At 58.2% G+C, this 18,698-nt stretch carries 19 protein-coding genes and 1 pseudogene; 10 read left to right on the top strand and 10 right to left on the bottom strand.

Going from position 1 to position 18,698, the window contains the following annotated elements; translation table 11 throughout:
• Positions 1–4 precede the first annotated feature (4 nt).
• Complete coding sequence (locus tag JWQ61_RS08720; protein WP_041743727.1) at positions 5–379, bottom strand: SWIB/MDM2 domain-containing protein; 375 nt, start codon at positions 377–379, stop codon at positions 5–7.
• A gap of 314 nt (positions 380–693) precedes the next feature.
• On the bottom strand, positions 694–2,061 hold the full coding sequence (gene ffh / locus JWQ61_RS08715; protein WP_304360177.1) for a signal recognition particle protein: 1,368 nt from the start codon (positions 2,059–2,061) through the stop codon (positions 694–696).
• 274 nt (positions 2,062–2,335) lie between these two features.
• On the opposite strand from ffh, the gene JWQ61_RS08710 reads away from it, so the two are divergent.
• The 10 genes from JWQ61_RS08710 (at position 2,336) to JWQ61_RS08665 (ending at position 14,455) form a co-directional block, all read left to right on the top strand.
• Positions 2,336–3,145 (top strand): inner membrane protein YpjD, encoded by an 810-nt coding sequence (locus JWQ61_RS08710; RefSeq protein WP_304360176.1) that lies wholly within the window; start codon positions 2,336–2,338, stop codon positions 3,143–3,145.
• Positions 3,142–3,411, top strand: coding sequence for a PP0621 family protein (locus tag JWQ61_RS08705; RefSeq protein ID WP_304360175.1), 270 nt, complete (start codon positions 3,142–3,144; stop codon positions 3,409–3,411). The genes JWQ61_RS08710 and JWQ61_RS08705 overlap by 4 nt, the downstream gene beginning before the upstream one ends.
• A 120-nt stretch (positions 3,412–3,531) precedes the next feature.
• Entirely contained in the window at positions 3,532–5,262 is a 1,731-nt protein-coding gene (locus tag JWQ61_RS08700) for a PAS domain-containing sensor histidine kinase (protein WP_304360174.1), read from the top strand.
• Between the two features lie 24 nt (positions 5,263–5,286).
• Positions 5,287–6,765, top strand: coding sequence for a sigma-54 dependent transcriptional regulator (locus tag JWQ61_RS08695; protein WP_304360173.1), 1,479 nt, complete (start codon positions 5,287–5,289; stop codon positions 6,763–6,765).
• A gap of 12 nt (positions 6,766–6,777) precedes the next feature.
• Positions 6,778–7,419 carry a 1,6-anhydro-N-acetylmuramyl-L-alanine amidase AmpD gene (ampD, locus tag JWQ61_RS08690; protein WP_304360172.1) on the top strand — a complete coding sequence of 214 codons (642 nt, stop codon included), beginning with the start codon at positions 6,778–6,780 and terminating at the stop codon, positions 7,417–7,419.
• Between the two features lie 463 nt (positions 7,420–7,882).
• Positions 7,883–10,807: a ribonucleoside-diphosphate reductase subunit alpha gene (locus JWQ61_RS08685; protein ID WP_304360171.1), complete on the top strand. Its 2,925-nt coding sequence runs from the start codon at positions 7,883–7,885 to the stop codon at positions 10,805–10,807.
• Positions 10,808–10,950: 143 nt separating this feature from the next.
• Positions 10,951–12,120, top strand: a complete 1,170-nt coding sequence (locus JWQ61_RS08680; protein ID WP_120234334.1) for a ribonucleotide-diphosphate reductase subunit beta — start codon at positions 10,951–10,953, stop codon at positions 12,118–12,120.
• 501 nt (positions 12,121–12,621) lie between these two features.
• Entirely contained in the window at positions 12,622–13,260 is a 639-nt protein-coding gene (locus JWQ61_RS08675; protein WP_304360170.1) for a histone H1-like repetitive region-containing protein, read from the top strand.
• 335 nt (positions 13,261–13,595) lie between these two features.
• On the top strand, positions 13,596–14,138 hold the full coding sequence (locus tag JWQ61_RS08670; protein WP_304360169.1) for a YggT family protein: 543 nt from the start codon (positions 13,596–13,598) through the stop codon (positions 14,136–14,138).
• On the top strand, positions 14,135–14,455 hold the full coding sequence (locus tag JWQ61_RS08665) for a DUF167 domain-containing protein (RefSeq protein ID WP_304360168.1): 321 nt from the start codon (positions 14,135–14,137) through the stop codon (positions 14,453–14,455). Before JWQ61_RS08670 ends, JWQ61_RS08665 begins: the two co-directional genes overlap by 4 nt.
• Before the next feature lie 87 nt (positions 14,456–14,542).
• Here the strand turns inward: JWQ61_RS08665 and bfr are convergent, their stop codons facing one another.
• From bfr to JWQ61_RS08625, 8 genes and pseudogenes are all read right to left on the bottom strand, one after another.
• Positions 14,543–15,013, bottom strand: a complete 471-nt coding sequence (gene bfr / locus JWQ61_RS08660) for a bacterioferritin (protein WP_014007847.1) — start codon at positions 15,011–15,013, stop codon at positions 14,543–14,545.
• A 295-nt stretch (positions 15,014–15,308) separates the two neighbouring features.
• Positions 15,309–15,725: a biopolymer transporter ExbD gene (locus tag JWQ61_RS08655; RefSeq protein WP_304360188.1), complete on the bottom strand. Its 417-nt coding sequence runs from the start codon at positions 15,723–15,725 to the stop codon at positions 15,309–15,311.
• Complete coding sequence (locus JWQ61_RS08650; RefSeq protein ID WP_120234338.1) at positions 15,725–16,465, bottom strand: MotA/TolQ/ExbB proton channel family protein; 741 nt, start codon at positions 16,463–16,465, stop codon at positions 15,725–15,727. Before JWQ61_RS08650 ends, JWQ61_RS08655 begins: the two co-directional genes overlap by 1 nt.
• A gap of 78 nt (positions 16,466–16,543) precedes the next feature.
• Positions 16,544–17,224, bottom strand: coding sequence for an energy transducer TonB (locus JWQ61_RS08645; RefSeq protein WP_304360167.1), 681 nt, complete (start codon positions 17,222–17,224; stop codon positions 16,544–16,546).
• A gap of 23 nt (positions 17,225–17,247) precedes the next feature.
• Positions 17,248–17,478, bottom strand: a complete 231-nt coding sequence (locus JWQ61_RS08640) for a bacterioferritin-associated ferredoxin (RefSeq protein WP_120237621.1) — start codon at positions 17,476–17,478, stop codon at positions 17,248–17,250.
• A 99-nt stretch (positions 17,479–17,577) separates the two neighbouring features.
• The gene (locus JWQ61_RS08635; RefSeq protein WP_304360166.1) at positions 17,578–17,898 is read right to left on the bottom strand and encodes a hypothetical protein; all 321 of its coding nucleotides are present in this window, start codon (positions 17,896–17,898) and stop codon (positions 17,578–17,580) included.
• Between the two features lie 94 nt (positions 17,899–17,992).
• Positions 17,993–18,190, bottom strand: coding sequence for a hemin uptake protein HemP (gene hemP / locus JWQ61_RS08630; RefSeq protein ID WP_061541685.1), 198 nt, complete (start codon positions 18,188–18,190; stop codon positions 17,993–17,995).
• A gap of 287 nt (positions 18,191–18,477) precedes the next feature.
• Positions 18,478–18,698, bottom strand: a pseudogene (locus JWQ61_RS08625) (class I SAM-dependent RNA methyltransferase); the annotation flags it as partial.

Raw genomic sequence — 18,698 nt, 5'->3', positions numbered from 1 at the left:
AGCATTATTTCAAGTGGTCGGAAATGAGTTTGGTCATTTCAAACATCGACACTTCTTTTTTGCCGCCAAAGACAGCTTTCAGTTTTTCATCAGCAATGATATTGCGTTTGTTTTCCGGATTCTGCAGCTTGTGCTTCTTGATGTATTCCCAAACCTTCTTGGTGACTTCAGTGCGTGGCAGCGGTGTCGCGCCAACGACAGCAGCCAGGACAGCTGATGGCGTCAATGCCTTCATGAATGCTGCGTTAGGCTTGCGCGCTACTTTCGGAGCGTCGGCTTTTTTTACTGCAGGCTTGGCTGCCGCTTTGACCGGAGCTGCTTTTGCTTTGGTCGCTGCTGGCTTCTTTGCTGCAACTGCTGGTTTTTTGGCTGTGGCCATCTTTGAGCCTCCTTCAGGGATAGTGAAAAAATGCGTCAAGCACGCATCGCTAATAGTGTTGCGCTTTTCCTGGCGATGCAAGCGTTTTTTGCGGGTTTGTGCGGGATTTGATACGGAAGCGGAACCCCCGGCATGAGGGGGGAAACGCCCGGTTGGCGGGCTTTTGCGGCGGGTTGCCGGAATCCGGGCAAGGTAACAAATGCCCGGCGCCGCCGGCCAGCAGCTTCCCGCAATCGTCGTAAATTGACGAAAAGCCTTGCAAGTCAATGACTTGCAAGGCTTTTCAGGGTACTGCGCGAGTGGCGGCGCAGTGTTTAGCGCATGCCCGGCATCATGCCTTTCATGCCGCGCATCATTTTCATCATGCCGCCGCCTTTGAGTTTTTTCATCATCGACTGCATTTGGTCAAATTGCGACAGCATGCGGTTGACTTCCTGCACCTGGACGCCGGCGCCGACGGCAATGCGGCGTTTGCGCGAAGCCTTGATCAGCTCCGGTTTGGCCCGTTCCTGGGCAGTCATCGAGTTGATGATGCCCTCCATCCGGCGCACCTGTTTTTCCGCCTGGTCCATATTGGCGCCGCCTGCCGCCTGCTGGAATTGCGCCGGCAATTTGTCCATCAGGTTGGACAAGCCGCCCATTTTCTTCATCTGGCCGAGCTGCGCCTTGAAGTCGTTCAGGTCGAATTTGCCGCCGCCCTTGATCTTGTGCGCCAGGTCCTTGGCCGCGGCGACGTCGACGCCTTTCTGGGCTTCTTCGACCAGCGCCAGGATGTCGCCCATGCCGAGGATGCGGTTGGCCATGCGGGTCGGATCGAAGGCTTCCAGGCCGTCCAGCTTTTCCGCGGTGCCGGCGAACTTGATCGGCTTGCCGGTGATGTGCCTGACCGACAGCGCCGCGCCGCCGCGCGCATCGCCGTCCAGTTTGGTCAGCACGATGCCGGTCAGCGGCAGGGCGTCGCTGAAGGCCTTGGCGGTATTGATGGCGTCCTGGCCGAGCATGGCGTCGACCACGAACAGGGTTTCGATCGGCTTGACGGCGGCGTGGATGGCGCTGATTTCCTTCATCATCGCTTCGTCGATGCCGAGCCGGCCGGCGGTGTCGATGATCAGGACATCGTGATAATGGCGCTTGGCATAGTCCAGCGCAGCCAAAGCGATCTCGACCGGCTTGTCGGTGGTGGCGGTGGGGAAGAAGTCGGCGCCGACCTGGGCGGTCACGGTCTGCAGCTGGCCGATCGCGGCCGGGCGGTAGACGTCGGCCGAAACGGTCAGTACTTTTTTCTTCTTTTGTTCGCGCAGGTATTTGGCCAGCTTGCCGACGGTGGTGGTTTTACCGGCGCCCTGCAAGCCCGCCATCAGGATGATCGCCGGTGGCTGGGTGGCGAAATTCAGCTGCGACGCCTCGGGACCGAGGTCGGCGCCCATCAGCGAGGCCAGTTCGCGCTGTACCACGCCGACCAGGGCTTGGCCCGGGGTCAGCGAAGCAATCACTTCTTCGCCCAGCGCTTTTTGCTTGACGTTGGCGATGAACTCGCGCACCGCCGGCAAGGCGACGTCGGCTTCCAGCAAGGCCAGGCGCACTTCGCGCAACATTTCCGCAGTATTGGTTTCGGTAAGGCGCGCTTCGCCGCGCATGGTTTTGACGACTTTGGCGAGGCGTTGGGTCAGATTGTCGAGCATGGGTAACAGCGTTTCCAGAAGAACTGCGATGGGTCAATGTGGCCCGGTTTTTGCGTCGGCAACACCCCGACGCGCATTAAAATGGCCACGATAATGCATGTAAACAGCCATTTTACCTGATGCTGGCCGCGGCTGACCCGGGAATAGCGGCGTGCGTCCGGGATCGCCGCGGATGATGTACAAGATGCAAGAAATGAAGGCCCGCCTTACCGGGGCTGGTCAACCGCGCTGTTTGAGCACGCCGCGCAGACGCCACATGTTGTAAACTTACACGATGCAAACATATCTTTTCGTTCTGGTGGCGCTGCTATATATAGGCTGCACCTTTTTGCCGTCGAGCCGGCGCCAGACCATTTCCATTGTTGTCGCCGCCGCCTGGGTGCTGCACGGCGGCGTGCTGTGGTCCGACGTGGTCGGGCCGGAACAGTTGCGGGTCGGGTTTTCGATGATGCTGTCGGCCATCTTATGGGTGTCGGTCGCGGCCTACTGGCTGGAGAACCGCAACTATACCTTGGACGGCCTGCGGGTCCTGGTGTTGCCGATGGCGGCGCTGGCGGCGATTCTGCCGGCCATATTCCCGGGCAATATGGTGCCGCTGAACGGCAAGTCGCCGGTGTTCCTGTGGCATATCGTGATTTCCATCCTGGCCTACAGCACCCTGACTATCGCCGCATTCCACGCAGTGCTAATGGTATTGCAGGAGTCGCGCCTGCATACCCGGCCGGGCGGGGCGAAAGCCGGCTGGTTCGGGGTTGCGCTGGATCGGTTGCCGGCCTTGCTGACCATGGAAAAGCTGCTGTTCCGCCTGATTGCTTTCGGATTTTTCCTGCTGACGCTGACGGTGCTGTCGGGCGTGGTGTTTTCGGAAGAACTGTTCAACAAGGCTTTCAAATGGGATCACAAGACCATTTTCACCATGTTGTCATGGGCCTTGTTCGGGCTGCTGCTGGCGGGCCGCAGGTGGCAGGGCTGGCGCGGCCGCACTGCGCTCAGTTTTACCCTGACCGGATTTGCCGTTTTGTTATTGGCGTATGTAGGGAGCCGCTTTGTGCTTGAAGTTGTGTTGCATCGGGTATTAGTATGAAACTGATTATTTTGATTGTCGTCGTCCTGGCTGTCATCGTCTGGCTGCAGCGCCTGAAAAAGAACCTCACCCAGAATCGTCCCGCACCAGGCGAGCCGACCTTTAGCAGCGGCGCCGCGGCTTCCGCCGCCAGCGATTCGCCGCAGGCCGAAGCCATAGTGGCTTGCGCCCATTGCGGCATGCATTTCCCGGCATCGGAGGCCATGGCCGATGCTTCCGGCGCGGTTTTCTGCAGCGCGGAACACCGTCGCCTGCATTCGACCTGAACCCTGCCCACTTGAGCCGTTATGCACATTCCAGTCGAAGCCGGCGCTTGAGCGCGTCAGGCTTGCGGCTGCACGATCCATTGTGGGACAAGAATGAGACAAGAATGAGACACGGCGCACATGACTAGCCCCAGCCCCACTGCGCTGAACGGTAAACCGGATACTTTCTGGCGCACGCTGCAGACCTTCAACGTGACCCGGATCGTGGTGGCGATGGTGATGCTGGCTTACCTCAGCACCCAGAGCAAAAACGAAACCTGGTTCTCGCAGCTGTTTACCAATCCGCAGACCTGCAGCGTCTACCTGCTGTGCGCGGCCCTCTTCACGCTGGTCACCGCTTATTACCACCGCCATTACATGGCGCAGATAGTGCTGCCGATCACGGTCGACATAATCGCGGTGTCTATCCTGTATATAGGCGCCGGCGGCGCCAAGGGTGGCCTGGCGATCCTGTATCTGTTTCCCCTGGCCGGCGCAGCCATCCTGGCGCCGCTGCTGGTGGCGCTGTTGTTTGTCTCGATTGCGACCATGGTGCTGCTAGCGGAAAGCGGTTACCAGATCCTGCAGTCGGCGCCGGACGCCTCCTCCCTGCAAGCCGGTTTGTATGGCGGCGCTTTCTTTTTTGCCGTGCTTGTCATCAACCGGCTGGCCGACAAGCTGATCAAGCAAGAGGAACTGGCGACCCAGCGTGGCAGGGACTTGCGGGTGCAAATGGATATCAATCGCATCGCGATCAAGGACATGGGCGACGGCTTGCTGGTAGTCGATCCGCTTGGCACCCTGATCATGGCGAACCCGGCGGCGGAGCGCATGCTGGGCCTGTCCTTGTCGGACGAAGAACAGCAGCACAAGCTGAGCGACTATGCGGTGCTGGCGCCGATAACCGATGCCTTGTTTGCCTGGGAATCGCGGGTCAGCGACCTGCCGCATGCGGTTTCACCGGCAGTGGGCGAGGCGGTATTCGTCACCATTAAGCATACCGATGACCTTGGGCAGGACGCCGCCGCCATCGACTGGAGCGGCCGGCGCGAACTGGCGGCGCATTTGAAAGTGCGCTTTGCCGCGGTCAGGATGCGCGAGCTGAGCGAATACCGCGCGGTCATCTTTTTGCAGGATGTCAGTGAAATCGAGAACCAGGCCCAGCAGCTCAAACTCGCCGCCATGGGCCGCCTGACCGCCAGCATCGCGCATGAGGTGCGCAATCCGCTGGCGTCGATTTCCTATGCCGCGACCTTGCTGGCGGAAGAGGCGACCGACGAGGCGGAGGCGCGCCTGCTGACCATCATCGAAGACAACGTGGCGCGCCTGAACCGCATGATTGAGGATATCCTGAAGCTGTCGCGCAAGGCGCAGCGGCAACTCGAACCGATTTTGCTGGCGCCCTTGCTGCAGGATATCGTCAGGGATTTCAGGCAGACCCATGCGGTGGCGCCGGCCGCGATCGATTTGCAGATCGACGCCGCGGACCGGCAGAGCGTCTGGTTCGACCCTTTGCATCTGCGTGAAGTCGTGACCAACCTGCTGTCGAACGCGGTGCGTTACGCCAGCGGCGGGCCAGGCGGGATGCGCCTGCAGGTCATGTCCAGCGTCGCCGGGCGGCTGGAGCTGCATGTGCAGGACGACGGCGAACCGATTTCACCGGCGGTGCGGGCGCACCTGTTCGAGCCGTTTTATACCACCTCCAGCAAGGGCACCGGGCTGGGCTTGTTTTTGGCGCGCGAGTTATGCTTGAATAACGGCGCGTTGCTCGATTATGAATACCGGCATGATGTCCAAGGACAGAACTCCAGCCATGTGAGTGGTCGTTTTGTTATTGCGTTTGCTGCCCATGACCCCGTGTCTCCTGATTAGAACTGACTGAAAAAGACGAATGCCATGAGCTCACCCCGTATTCTGGTTGTTGACGACGAAGCGCACCTGCGCGAACTGCTGGAAATCGCCTTGGTCAAGATGGGGCTGGATGTCGACAGCGCCGACAGCCTGTCCGCTGCGCGCAGCCATCTGGCGCAAAACGACTATGCGCTGGTCCTGACCGACATGCGCCTGCCGGACGGGCTCGGGATCGAGCTGGTGCGCGAAGTCACCGCTGGCGAAAAGGTCATACCGATTGCCGTGATCACCGCCTACGGCAGCGCCGACAATGCCGTCATGGCGTTGAAGGCAGGCGCTTTCGATTATTTATCGAAACCGGTGGCGCTGGACCAGCTGCGCCTGATGGTGCAATCGGCGCTGCGTGTCGGCAAGCCGGTGGAAAACCAGCGTCCGGCGGCGGATTCCAAGCGCAACGCCGGCTCAGGTTCGGCGTTGCGCCTGATCGGCCAGTCTGCCGCCATGCAGGAACTGCGCACCCAGATCGTGCGCCTGGCGCGCAGTATGGCGCCGGTGGCGATCACGGGCGAGTCCGGCAGCGGCAAGGAACTGGCGGCGCGCGATATCCATGCGCTCAGTCCGCGCGCCGACAAGCCGTTTGTCGCCGTCAACTGCGGCGCCATCCCGGAAGCCTTGATGGAAGCGGAGTTCTTCGGCTATCGCAAAGGCGCGTTTACCGGCGCCGCCGACGACCGCGACGGTTTTTTCCAGGCCGCCAACGGCGGCACCTTGCTGCTGGACGAGGTCGCCGACCTGCCGCTGGCGATGCAGGTCAAGCTGTTGCGCGCGATCCAGGAGCGCCGTGTGCGCAAGGTCGGGGCGACGGTGGAGGAGGCGGTAGATGTCCGCCTGGTCAGCGCCACCCACCAGAATCTGGCCGAGTGTGTCGAATCAGGTAGATTTCGCCAGGATTTGTACTATCGTTTGAATGTCATCGAATTAAAATTGCCGCCGCTGCGCGAGCGGCTGGACGACATCGGCCTGCTGGTTGCAGCGATTCTGGCGCGCCTGTCGACGTTTACACCGCAGGCGGAACAGGTGACGCTGGCGCCGGCGGCGTTGTCGGCGCTTTGCGCTTATGCGTTTCCGGGCAATGTGCGCGAACTGGAAAATATCCTGGAGCGGGCGCTGGCGTTTGCCAACGACGGCGTAATCGAAGTGGCGGATCTGGGTTTGAAGGGCGGCCAGGGACGGCCGGCGGAAATCCCGGACCTGGCCGATCACTACAGCGAGGCCGCAGCGGTTGCCGGCGTGTCCATGGCGGCGAACCTGGAATCGGCTGCACCCGGCACGGCGGTACAATTGAATGGCGGCGAACTGCCGTCATCGCTGCCGGACTATCTTGACGATATCGAGCGCGACGTCATCCGGCAGGCGTTGACGCGTACGCATTTCAACCGCACCAAGGCAGCCGATTTGCTGGGCATCAGTTTTCGCCAGCTGCGCTACCGGATGCAACGATTGTCGATCCACGAGCAAGATTAGGACCAGGTAATAATGACGGAGCAGCAAAAACCGCTTCCCCCAAGTTTTGCAATCGGCGCAGACGGCTGGTGCCGTCCCGATGAAGTCGTGCGCCAGTCTTCCCCCAATTGCGACGCCAGGCCGGAAGGCTGCGTCGCCGATCTGCTGGTGATCCATAACATTAGCCTGCCGCCAGGGCAGTTTGGCGGCCCTTATATTGCCGACCTGTTCGGCAATCGCCTCGATTATGACGCCCATCCTTATTTCGAACAGCTGCGCCCGCTCAGGGTTTCTTCCCATTTCCTGATACTGCGCGATGGCGGGGTAGTCCAGTTTGTCTCCGCCAACGACAGGGCCTGGCATGCGGGCGCATCGTGTTTCGAAGGCCGTGAGCGCTGCAATGATTTCTCAATCGGCATCGAGCTGGAAGGCAGCGATTTCGAACAATTTTCCGCGCTGCAATATCGAGCGCTGGCGGCATTGACCCATGCCTTGCAGTTGCATTACCCTCTCGCCGCGGTCGCCGGACACGAGCATATTGCCCCCGGCAGAAAGACCGATCCCGGTCCGTTTTTTGACTGGACCCAATACCAGCAAGCCTTAGCCGGGCATGCACCAAAATCGCCAGGCGAACCTGCGCTGCGCTTTCCGGCCATAGACAAAAAAGTCAATTGATTAGTCTCTTTTTGTATATAAAAAAGATCGTACTTTTGGATTGCATCGGCGAGTTCTAGGTACTACAATTAGTAAAAATCAAATCCAGAGAACTATATGTAGTGTTTGTAGTGTCTTTTCTCGTATTTCGTCCTTGGTTTGCTTTGCATGGTCTGTCCACCTATGTGGTGTTTTGTTTTTGTACTCACGTCAGTATAAATGCAGGTGTCGGACAGGCTGCTCAGCGGCCTCTGGGTTTGTTGGCGGTCTTCGCCAACCATTCTTTTAACGCTGGTTTTTCTCTTTTTATCTTGATTTGGGCATCGGTCGCGAACGCCTGCCGACAGGCAGTCGCTGGGTCAACAGCTGAACAGCATTGGCTGATGCAGTAATAACAGTATATGAACCATCAATGGTTCCAAGGTTCTAATTAATAACAGCAGGCGTAATTGTTTCGCCTGCTTTCACAGTCTCGGGAGGCTCAGTGCAATCTACTCAAGAAATTTCCGTTAAATCATCAGCCGACATCGCTGGTGTTCAGCCATCAACCGGCAGCGGCTCTCCCGTCAAGGTATCCAGCAGTTTCGGCGACTACCGAATCATCCGCCGCAATGGCGCCGTAGTCGGTTTTGAACCGTCCAAGATCTCGATCGCCGTCACCAAGGCATTCCTCGCCGTCAACGGCGGCCAGGGTGCGGCATCGGCACGGGTGCGCGAGCTGGTCGAACAGCTGACTTCGAACGTCGTCGCCGCCCTGGTGCGCCGCCAGCCGAATGGCGGCACTTTCCATATTGAAGACATCCAGGACCAGGTCGAACTGTCCCTGATGCGCTCCGGCGAGCACGACGTGGCGCGTGCCTACGTGCTGTACCGCGCCAAGCGCATGGAAGAGCGTTCGCAGCAGCAGACCGGCGCCAAGCCGACCGTAGCCGGCACCGAATTGTTCGTGACCGAAGACGGCCAGCGCCGCGTGCTGGACATGGAACAGGTGCGCAGCCTGATTACCGCCGCTTGCATCGGCCTGGAAAAACACGTCGACGCTGAAGCCATCCTGGCCGAGACCGTCAAGAACCTGTACGACGGCGTGCCGGTCGAAGAACTGCACAAGTCGGCGATCCTGGCAGCCCGTGCGCTGATGGAAAAAGACCCTGCCTACAGCACGGTTACTGCGCGCCTGCTGATGCACACGATCCGCAAGGAAGTGTTCGGCAAGGAAGTGGCGCAAGCCGATGCGCCGGCGGAATATCTTGAATATTTCCCGAAATTTATTAAAAAGGGTATTGAAGCCGACTTGCTGGATGCCAAGCTGGCGCAATTCGACCTGAAAGCACTGGGCGAAGCATTGAAGCCGGAGCGTGACCTGCAATTCGGTTACCTCGGCTTGCAGACCCTGTACGACCGTTATTTTCTGCACGTCCGCGAGATCCGCATCGAAATGCCGCAAGCGTTCTACATGCGGGTAGCGATGGGCCTGGCGCTGAATGAAGTCAACCGCGAAGCGCGCGCCATCGAGTTCTACAACCTGCTGTCCAGCTTCGATTTCATGAGCTCGACGCCGACCCTGTTCAACTCGGGCACGCAACGCTCGCAGCTGTCGTCCTGCTACCTGACTACCGTGGCCGACGATCTCGACGGCATCTACGAAGCGATCAAGGAAAACGCCTTGTTGGCCAAATATGCAGGCGGCCTGGGCAACGACTGGACTCCGGTGCGTTCGCTGGGCGCCCATATCAAGGGCACCAACGGCAAGTCGCAAGGCGTGGTGCCGTTCCTGAAAGTGGTCAACGATACCGCCGTCGCGGTCAACCAGGGCGGCAAACGCAAGGGCGCGGTCTGCGCCTACCTGGAAACCTGGCACATGGACATCGAGGAATTCCTCGACCTGCGCAAAAATACCGGCGACGACCGCCGCCGCACCCACGACATGAACACCGCCAACTGGATTCCGGACCTGTTCATGAAGCGCGTCATGGAAAAGGGCGAGTGGACCCTGTTCTCGCCAAGCGATGCGCCAGACCTGCACGACAAGGTCGGCAGGGCCTTCGAGGAAGCGTATACCGGCTACGAAGCCCGGGCCGCCCGCGGCGACCTGCGCCTGTTCAAGAAGATTCAGGCGCTGGACCTGTGGCGCAAGATGCTGTCGATGCTGTTTGAAACCGGCCATCCATGGATCACCTTCAAGGACCCATGCAACATCCGTTCGCCGCAGCAGCACGTCGGCATGGTCCACAGCTCCAACCTGTGCACCGAGATCACGCTCAACACCAACGAATCCGAGATCGCCGTGTGCAACCTGGGCTCGGTCAACCTGCCGGCCCACATGAAAGACGGCCAGCTGGACCGCGCCAAGTTGCAGAAAACCATCAATACTGCGATGCGCATGCTGGATAATGTGATCGATATTAACTATTATGCAGTGAAGAAAGCGCGCGATTCCAACTTGCGGCACCGTCCGGTTGGCCTCGGCATCATGGGTTTCCAGGATTGCCTGCACATGATGCGCGTGCCTTACGCCTCGCAAGCAGCGGTTGAATTTGCCGACAAGTCGATGGAAGCGGTCTGCTACCACGCCTATTGGGCGTCGACTGAACTGGCGGAAGAGCGCGGCCGTTACAGCAGCTATCGCGGTTCCCTGTGGGACCGCGGCATCCTGCCGCAGGATTCCCTGAAACTGCTGGCGGAAGAGCGCGGCGGTTATCTCGAGGCGGACATGTCCGCTTCGCTGGACTGGACCGAACTGCGCGGCCGCATCAAGGAATTCGGCATGCGCAATTCGAATTGCGTGGCGATTGCGCCGACTGCGACTATCTCGAACATTATTGGCGTATCGGCTTGTATCGAGCCGACTTACCAGAACCTGTACGTGAAATCGAACCTGTCGGGCGAATTCACTGAAATCAATGAATACCTGGTGCGCGACCTGAAAGCGCGCGGCTTGTGGGACGAAGTGATGATCTCCGACCTCAAGTACTTCGACGGCAGCCTGGCCAAGATCGACCGCATCCCGCAAGACCTGCGCGACATCTACGCCACCGCATTCGAAGTCGAGCCGTCCTGGCTGGTGGAAGCAGCGTCGCGTCGCCAGAAATGGATAGACCAGGCGCAATCGCTGAATATCTATATGGCGGGCGCATCCGGCAAGAAGCTGGATGAAACCTACAAGCTGGCATGGTTGCGTGGCTTGAAGACCACTTATTACCTGCGCACCATTGGCGCGACGCATACCGAGAAGTCGACATCGAAGACCGGCGCCCTGAACGCCGTGTCGGTAGACGGCGGCGCCAGCGGCGGTGCGGCGGCGACTTACGGCACTGCTGCTGTTGCAGCGGCGCCACAGGAACTGGATGGCCCGGCGTGCACCATGCGTCCCGGCGATCCAGGGTTCGAAGAGTGCGAAGCTTGCCAGTAACAGCTGTCAGATAACGAAACAATTGCAAAGAAAGTAGGGTGGGCGGTTTTTCTGCCCGCGCGTTACGGAAGCAAACGTGGTGACGGTTTTGAAGCCACGCGTGGGCAAGGTTGCCCACCCTACGAAAGATAAAGGAATAAAGAATGCTCTCCTGGGATGAAGAAAAAAGTTCGGCCCCTCGTACCGGGCCGGCGCAACCGGCATTTGCTCCTTCGGCGCGTCCGCAGATGTCCGATACCGCTCTCAACCCGGCATTGGTGGGGCAGGCAGCTGCTGCACCTGCAGTCGATGTCACGCACCGCGTCAATGCCGCGGACAAGCGCATCATCAACGGCCATACCGACGTCAACCAGCTGGTGCCGTTCAAGTACAAATGGGCCTGGGACAAGTACCTGGCCGGCTGCGCCAACCACTGGATGCCGCAGGAAATCAACATGCAGCGCGATATCGAGCTGTGGAAGAACCCGAACGGCCTGACCGAAGACGAACGCCGCCTGGTCAAGCGCAACCTGGGATTCTTCGTCACCGCCGACTCGCTCGCCGCCAACAATATCGTGCTCGGCACCTACCGCCACATCACCGCGCCGGAATGCCGCCAGTACCTGCTGCGCCAGGCTTTCGAGGAAGCGATCCATACCCACGCCTACCAATACATCGTGGAATCGCTCGGCCTGGACGAGGCGGAAATCTTCAACGCCTATCACGAAGTCAAATCGATCCGCGACAAAGACGAGTTCCTGATCCCCTTCATCAATACGCTGACCGATCCTGAATTCAAGACCGGCACTACTGAAAACGACCAGAAATTGCTGCGCTCGCTGATCGTCTTCGCCTGCATCATGGAAGGCCTTTTCTTCTACGTCGGCTTCACGCAGATCCTTGCCCTGGGCCGCCAGAACAAGATGATGGGCGCGGCGGAACAGTATCAATACATCCTGCGCGACGAGTCGATGCACTGCAATTTCGGGATCGATCTGATCAACACAATCAAGATGGAAAACCCGCATTTGTGGACGCCGGAATTCCGCGATGAGATCAAAGCGTTGTTTTTAAGCGCAGTAGAGTTGGAATATCGCTACGCAGAGGATACAATGCCGCGTGGAGTGCTCGGTTTGAATGCGCCAATGTTCAAAGGTTATTTGCGGTTCATCGCAAATCGCCGCGCGCAACAGATCGGACTGGACCCGATGTTCCCTCAGGAAGAAAATCCCTTCCCCTGGATGAGCGAGATGATCGATCTGAAAAAAGAACGCAACTTTTTTGAGACTCGTGTAATCGAATATCAAACAGGCGGTGCCCTGAACTGGGAATAAAGGCTTCAGATCTCGGACAAGAATAATGAAGTGGATGGACGAGGTAAATGGAAACCTGCAGCGCTTAGTACTATAAAAAAGTCTGCAAACTAAAAGGTGATTTCCAAATTTAATGAATAGCCAAAGACAGAAACGTACTTATCTGTTGTCGCCGCTTACCCCGATTCAGTCGGGTTTGGCGGCGTTTTCTTTGGAAAAACTAACCGTTTTGTAACAGAATTCCGACGCCGGCATAGCCGCTGGCGTTTTTTTGGCTAAGGATCGCAGCCGACAGGTGATGCGAATTCTTCCTCCCGGCCCGGAAGCTGGGGAAAGGACCTTAACCAATAATGGCTGAAGTGCTGCATCAATGAGGGGATGGAGCAGTTCAGCTGGTGCCGAATTCATTAGCGCAAGCAGAGTTGATTGCGCCGATGAATAATCCGCCGTTCCCATCGCGATGGGTTCGTCGGGTTTCCAACTTGGAGCTTGATTTTTTCCATCACGTGAAGGAGAAACAAAATGGCAACAGCAACAAAGAAACCCGCAGCGAAGAAACCCGCTGCGAAGAAAGCAGCCCCGGCCAAGAAGCCAGCAGCTAAAGCAAAACCAGCAGCTAAGAAACCAGTTGCTAAGAAAGCTGTCGCGGCCAAAAAGCCAGTAGCTAAGAAAGCAGCAGCAAAGCCAGCAGCCAAAAAACCGGTTGCTAAGAAAGCTGTCGCGGCCAAAAAGCCAGTAGCTAAGAAAGCAGCAGCAAAACCAGCAGCTAAGAAACCAGTTGCTAAGAAAGCTGTCGCGGCCAAAAAGCCAGTAGTTAAGAAAGCAGCAGCAAAACCAGCAGCCAAGAAACCGGTTGCTAAGAAAGCTGTTGCGGCCAAAAAGCCAGCAGTGAAGAAAGCAGCAGCCAAGAAGCCGGTTGCTAAGGCAGCAGCGAAACCAGCGGCCAAAAAGCCGGCAGTTAAGAAAGTCGCGGCTAAGCCAGCAGCAAAAAAGCCAGTAGCTAAAGCTGCAGCGAAACCTGCTGCAGCCAAGCCAGCTGTTAAAAAGGCCGCAGCGAAACCTGCAGCCAAGAAGCCAGCAGCCAAGCCAGCGGCACCAGCAGCAACGACCGTGCTGAACCCGGCAGCAGCCTGGCCTTTCCCAACTGGCACACGCCCGTAATTAGCGTTTGTCGGCTTACCTGATTCAGTTCAGGTATATCGCCCGCTGAATGGCCTAGCGCCCTTCAGCGGGTTTTTATTTGGGGCTACGGATATCGGCGCAGCAGACAACTGCGATGCGTGTGGCGCCCGGCCACGCGGGCCTGTCAGCGAACCTGAAATAACTGCTACGATAGCCAGCTGGTAAGTCCGTTCTTTTCTTGAAACGTGGCGCTCGCCCACAGGCCCTACATCTTGCACCCGAATTCGGGTAAGTTATCAGTAAATGGGCTGGGTCGTCCCGGATTGACGACGGCTCGCCTGAATCGTTGCTTCATCTGGAAAGGGAAACACGCCGTGCTGCAGAACATTTTCACCTTGATTATCGAAACCATCGCCAGCGTCCTGGGCGGTGTCCTGTTGCTTCGGTTCTGGATCCAGGCGGTGCGGGTGCGGCCTCCGCAACAGCTCGCGCAATTCATTTTTACCTTGTCCGACTGGGCTGTGCGTCCGCTGCGGCGCTTGCTGCCGGGGGTTGGCGGCTATGACTGGGCCAGCCTGATAGGCGCGGCCCTGGTTGCCGTCATCTGCATCCTGCTGGAGCTGGGCGTCAGGTCGGCGCTGAGTGCTTCGCTGATCTTCAGCCTGTCGGCGCTGCTGTTTTTTCAGTGGGTATTCTACGGACTGATTGCGTTGCTGATCATCGAGGCGATCTTTAGCTGGGTGAATCCGAACGCACCCCTGGCACCCTTTGTACGGGCACTCAATGAGCCGCTGCTGCGGCCTTTGCGCAGAATCATCCCGCTGATCGGCAATATCGACCTGTCGCCGCTGGCAGCGCTGATACTGCTGCGGGTGGTGCACCAGCTGGTGATCTACCTGATCATGTCGGTGGCATGAACCAAAAGGCGGGCGCCGCATGGTGCTCCGATATTGCCGGCGGCATCAGGCTGGCGCTGCAGGTGACGCCTAACGCCAAGAAAAGCCAGATCATCGGCCCCCTGGAGAATGTACTCAAGCTGCGCCTGCAGGCGCAACCCATCGAGGGCAAGGCGAATGAAGCGCTGGTGCGCTATCTGGCGGAGCTGCTGGATGTGCCGCGCAGCAAGGTCATCGTCACCCATGGTCATACCAACAGGCGCAAAATCGTCGAGGCGCTTGGCCCGACATTGAAGGCGGAAACAGTCATGCGCAGTTTGCTGGCGTTGGCGCAGTAAACATCAGCAAACTGCGGCCGAGGAAAGAAAAACGGCTTCCGATGATGAATCGGAAGCCGCGAGCCTGGTACCCCGGGTAGATCCGGTTTAAGCGTCCATCTGGCTTTGCAGGTAGTTTTGCAGGCCGACTTTGTCGATCAGGTCGAGCTGGGTTTCCAGCCAGTCGATATGTTCTTCGGTATCTTCAAGGATTTCCTTGAACAGCTCACGCGATACATAATCGCCGGCCTTTTCGCAAGCAGCGATGCCGTCCTTGACGGTTTTTTGCGCGCCTTGCTCCAGTTTCAGGTCGCATTGCAGCATCTCCGGCGTCGATTCGCCAATCATCAGCTTGTGCAGCGCTTGCAGGTTTGGCAAGCCGTTCAGCATCAGGATACGGTCGATCAGCTTGTCGGCATGCTTCATTTCGCCGATCGATTCTTCGTACTCCTTCTTGCCGAGCTTTTCCAGGCCCCAGTGCTTGTACATGCGGGCATGCAGGAAATACTGGTTGATCGCTGTCAGTTCGTTGGTCAGCTGCGCGTTGAGCAGCGTGATGATTTGTTTTTCGCCTTGCATGGGAACCTCGCTATGATGGGATGCGGAGCGCGCAGCGATAAAGTCGGGGGATTTCTGGACTATATGCCGGCTTCTCACTTGATCGGCGCGTCGTTTAAACGACTTTCAACCGAAATCGCAGCCATGATAGCGCATGCGATAAGCTTTTTCATCATCAGGTAGCGCGAATCATTTTCATTGTGATTTGTGCATCGGTACAATAGCCCCGGACAAGAAAAAGCCTGCGCATGGCGACATGGGCAGGCTCTTGCAAAGGCGGCGGCTGGCCGCCGCGAATGCTTATTGAGTGCTGTACCTACTTGGCGTCCGGATCGGTGACAAAGCCGATCTTTCCAAGGCCGCCGGACTGCGCCGCTGCCATCACCTGGGCCACTTTTTCATACTGCACCGTGCGCGCCGCGCGCAAATGCAACTCCGGCTGCGGCTGCTTTTGCGCTGCAACGGCTATCCGTGCATTCAGTTCGTTGCGGTCAACCACTTCGTCATTCCAGAACAGCTTGCCGTCGGCGTCGATGGACAGGTTGATGTTTTCCGGCCTGGTCTGGTCAGGCTGGTTGGTGGCGCGCGGCAAATCGATCTTTACCGCATGGTTCATCACCGGGATGGTCATGATGAAGATGATCAGCAGCACCAGCATCACGTCGACCAGCGGCGTGGTGTTGATCTCCGGATTGAAATCGTCGTCCGAATCGGACAGGGAACCCATGCCCATCATGCACCTTTCACGGCGACCAGCTTGGCGCCATTATTCGTGCCGTTGGCATGGTCCGCCTCGTTGTTGCTGGAACGGGAGCCGGTAACAAACAGGGCGTGCAGGTCAAAGCCGAATTTATTCAGTTTGGCGATGATGGTCTTGTTGCCGCGCACCAAGGCGTTATAACCGAAGGTGGCCGGGATCGCCACGGCCAGGCCAAGGGCGGTCATGATCAGCGCTTCGCCGACCGGACCGGCGACCTTGTCGATGCTGGCCTGGCCAGAAGTGCCGATCGACACCAGCGCGTGGTAAATGCCCCAGACCGTGCCGAACAGGCCGACAAAAGGCGCGGTGGAGCCGACTGAAGCCAGCACCGCCATGCCGGTCTGCAGCTTGCCTGAGACCTCGTCGATGGCTTGGCGCAGAGACAGGGTGACCCAGTCGCTGACCGACAGCTGATCGTGCAAATGGCCCTTGTGGGCGGCGTGGTGGCGCATCGAGGAGACACCGGCCTGGGCGACTTCGGCAAACGGATTCTCGGTGCCCAGCGTGGCGATGCCTTCCGGCAGGCTGGTGGTGTCCCAGAACTGATGGCCGGCGGCGTGCGCGGCGCGCTGGAAGCGCAGGATCTGCAGGGCCTTGGTCAGGATCACATACCAGGATGCAATCGACATCGCCACCAGCAGCACGGCGACGCTTTTAATGACGAAATCGCCCTGGCTCCAGAGCGCTTCCAATCCGTACGGACTTACTTCCATGATGAACTCCCCTTGTATCTGTAAATTGAGTGCGGCGGCTAGTGCGGCTGCCTCGGCGGAGCGCCGAGATGCCGTTGATTAATTGGATAACTGGAAATTGATAGGTACGATGGCAAATACCGGCAGCGGCTTGCCATCTTCCATGTAGGGCTTGAACAAAGCCCGCATTACCGCCTGTTTGGCGGCATCGTCAAGGCGGCTGGAGCCGGAGGATTTTTGCACCTCGACGCGCTCGGCACGGCCTTTTTCATTGATCAGGACGCGGATCACCGACTTGCCTTCTTCGCCCATGCGTTTGGAGGCCGCCGGATATTTCACGTCGGGCGGCTGGATATATTCGACCCCGGAAGTGATGGTGCGCGGCTGGGGCGGGGCGGCTGCCGGCGCTGGCGGCGCAACGGCTGCCGGTTCCTCATGCTGGGGTGGTTGCGGCGCCGGCGTCGGTACTGAAATGGCGGTTTCCGACGGGGTATTGTTGACTACCGGCGTAGGGCGCGGCGGGGTAATGTTTTTCTTGACGACAGCGACGGTTTTCGGTGCTTCCGGCTGCGGTTTGGGTGGTGTCGGTTCAGGCGCTTTTTCCGGCGTGATGAAGCTGGCGAAGATTTCCTTTGGCACGGCTTGCGCGGCCTGGTGAATCAGGCCGCTTTCCAGGGCCCAGAAAAATGCGACGTGGAGCAGAAGGATCGTCCCCAGGGGACCGATGCGTTTTATCTTTTTCCACGCAAGCGCAGGGGAGCTGATTGTTGCTGACGACATGGTTGCGCTGATCCCGCTGGGTACTAAGCAGCTTGTATGTTTTGTTGAAATACCAATGCTTGAACATGGCGAAGGGCAGCCGGGGCCCGGTTATCCAGGCATTCGCGCAATACGCTTTTCGCGCAGGAATGGCATTTCCCGCAGCAGGTGGCAATCCCCAGGTTCTCGCGCAATTCAGACATGGAAGACATGCCAGAATCGACTGCCTGCCGGATTTTGCGATCCGACACGTTATTGCAAATACAAACGATCATTTTGTACCTCACTGCCATGGTTAAAAGGCAGATTAAGAAATAAAAGTCCGCCGACAAAGATGTTCTTGCGGCGGTTGGCCGTTACTGCGCCATGCTTCATTAACAAACCCGGTTGGCGGCCCCGAACCTGCTGAACAGGCTGTACTTCTCAGGCCGCGGCATCGTACTCTCTACCACCGTGCCCCACTGCTCCGACAACTGCAGGCAGGTTGCGCGCAATACCGGCGCCAGGTTCGGTAAATCCGCCAGCGCCTTCAAATGCCGCTCGATCACCGAGGCCAGCTTGACGCAACCGCTGATTTCCTGGCTGTTCGCGGTGTACTGCGACATCAGGTGCAGCACCGCCGAAACCAGCAGCTCCGGCTGCGCCGGCGCACCGTTCGGCTCCACAAAAGCCGGATTGATTTTCTCCGATACCATCAGCACTCCTATATCAGTAACTCGCTGGCTGGCGCTTGCTGCGGGCGGGCTGGTGTTGGATCAATTAAAAACCGCCGTGCTCGATGAAAGCTAACTAAGCGGTCAGGATCAGCTTGTTCAATTGCGTCAGCCGCAGCTTGTAAATCCTGCCGCCGTGATCAATTTCCAGTTCGCGCATTTGCTTGAACAGATCCTGGCTCTTGATTCGCGTGACTGCTGATGCAACTGACTTCGTGATGCTGGACACAGGGGTTTTCTCAACTTGTGTTTCGCGTCGTATCGTCTGGCTCATTATAGTCCTTTCTGTAAATGCGAACAATTCGTATTTGTATTATTCGTCACCTGAGCAGGGAATGCAAGCGTTTTTAGCGCATCTGTTGGGGTAATCTGGAAAAGATGTCAAGCAGGAAATATCAGCCGCGCCTTGCCTATGATGCACATGGGCAAGGCGGCTTCCGAGGAGGCTGTTTTTTCGGGAGATGTGGGGGTAAATGCGGGGATCTGGGCTGCCAGAAGTAAAACAAGCGCAAAAATTGCGCTTGTTTTATTAAAACCTTGCCAAGGAAAGCCGGCGGGCGGTCATTCTGCCTTTGGCTTGGCTGCTTCGCGCCGGTTGAAGCCGGCCACCATGTCGAAGCGGAACAGGCGGCATTCCAGCGCGCCGTTGAAGAAGGGCGTCTTGCGCGCTTCTTTCAGGCGCAGCAGCTTGGGCAAGCCGAGGTCGGCCGAAAACAGGAAGATGCTCCAGCCGGCGAAGCGCTGTTTCAGCGTGGTGCCGAAGGCGCTGAAGAAGGCGGTCA

The organism is Collimonas fungivorans, assembly GCF_028292705.1.
GTDB classification, from domain to species: domain Bacteria; phylum Pseudomonadota; class Gammaproteobacteria; order Burkholderiales; family Burkholderiaceae_D; genus Collimonas; species Collimonas fungivorans_B.
The sequence above is the reverse complement of the archived record's forward strand: the minus strand, read 5'-3'. Positions and strand labels throughout refer to the sequence as shown.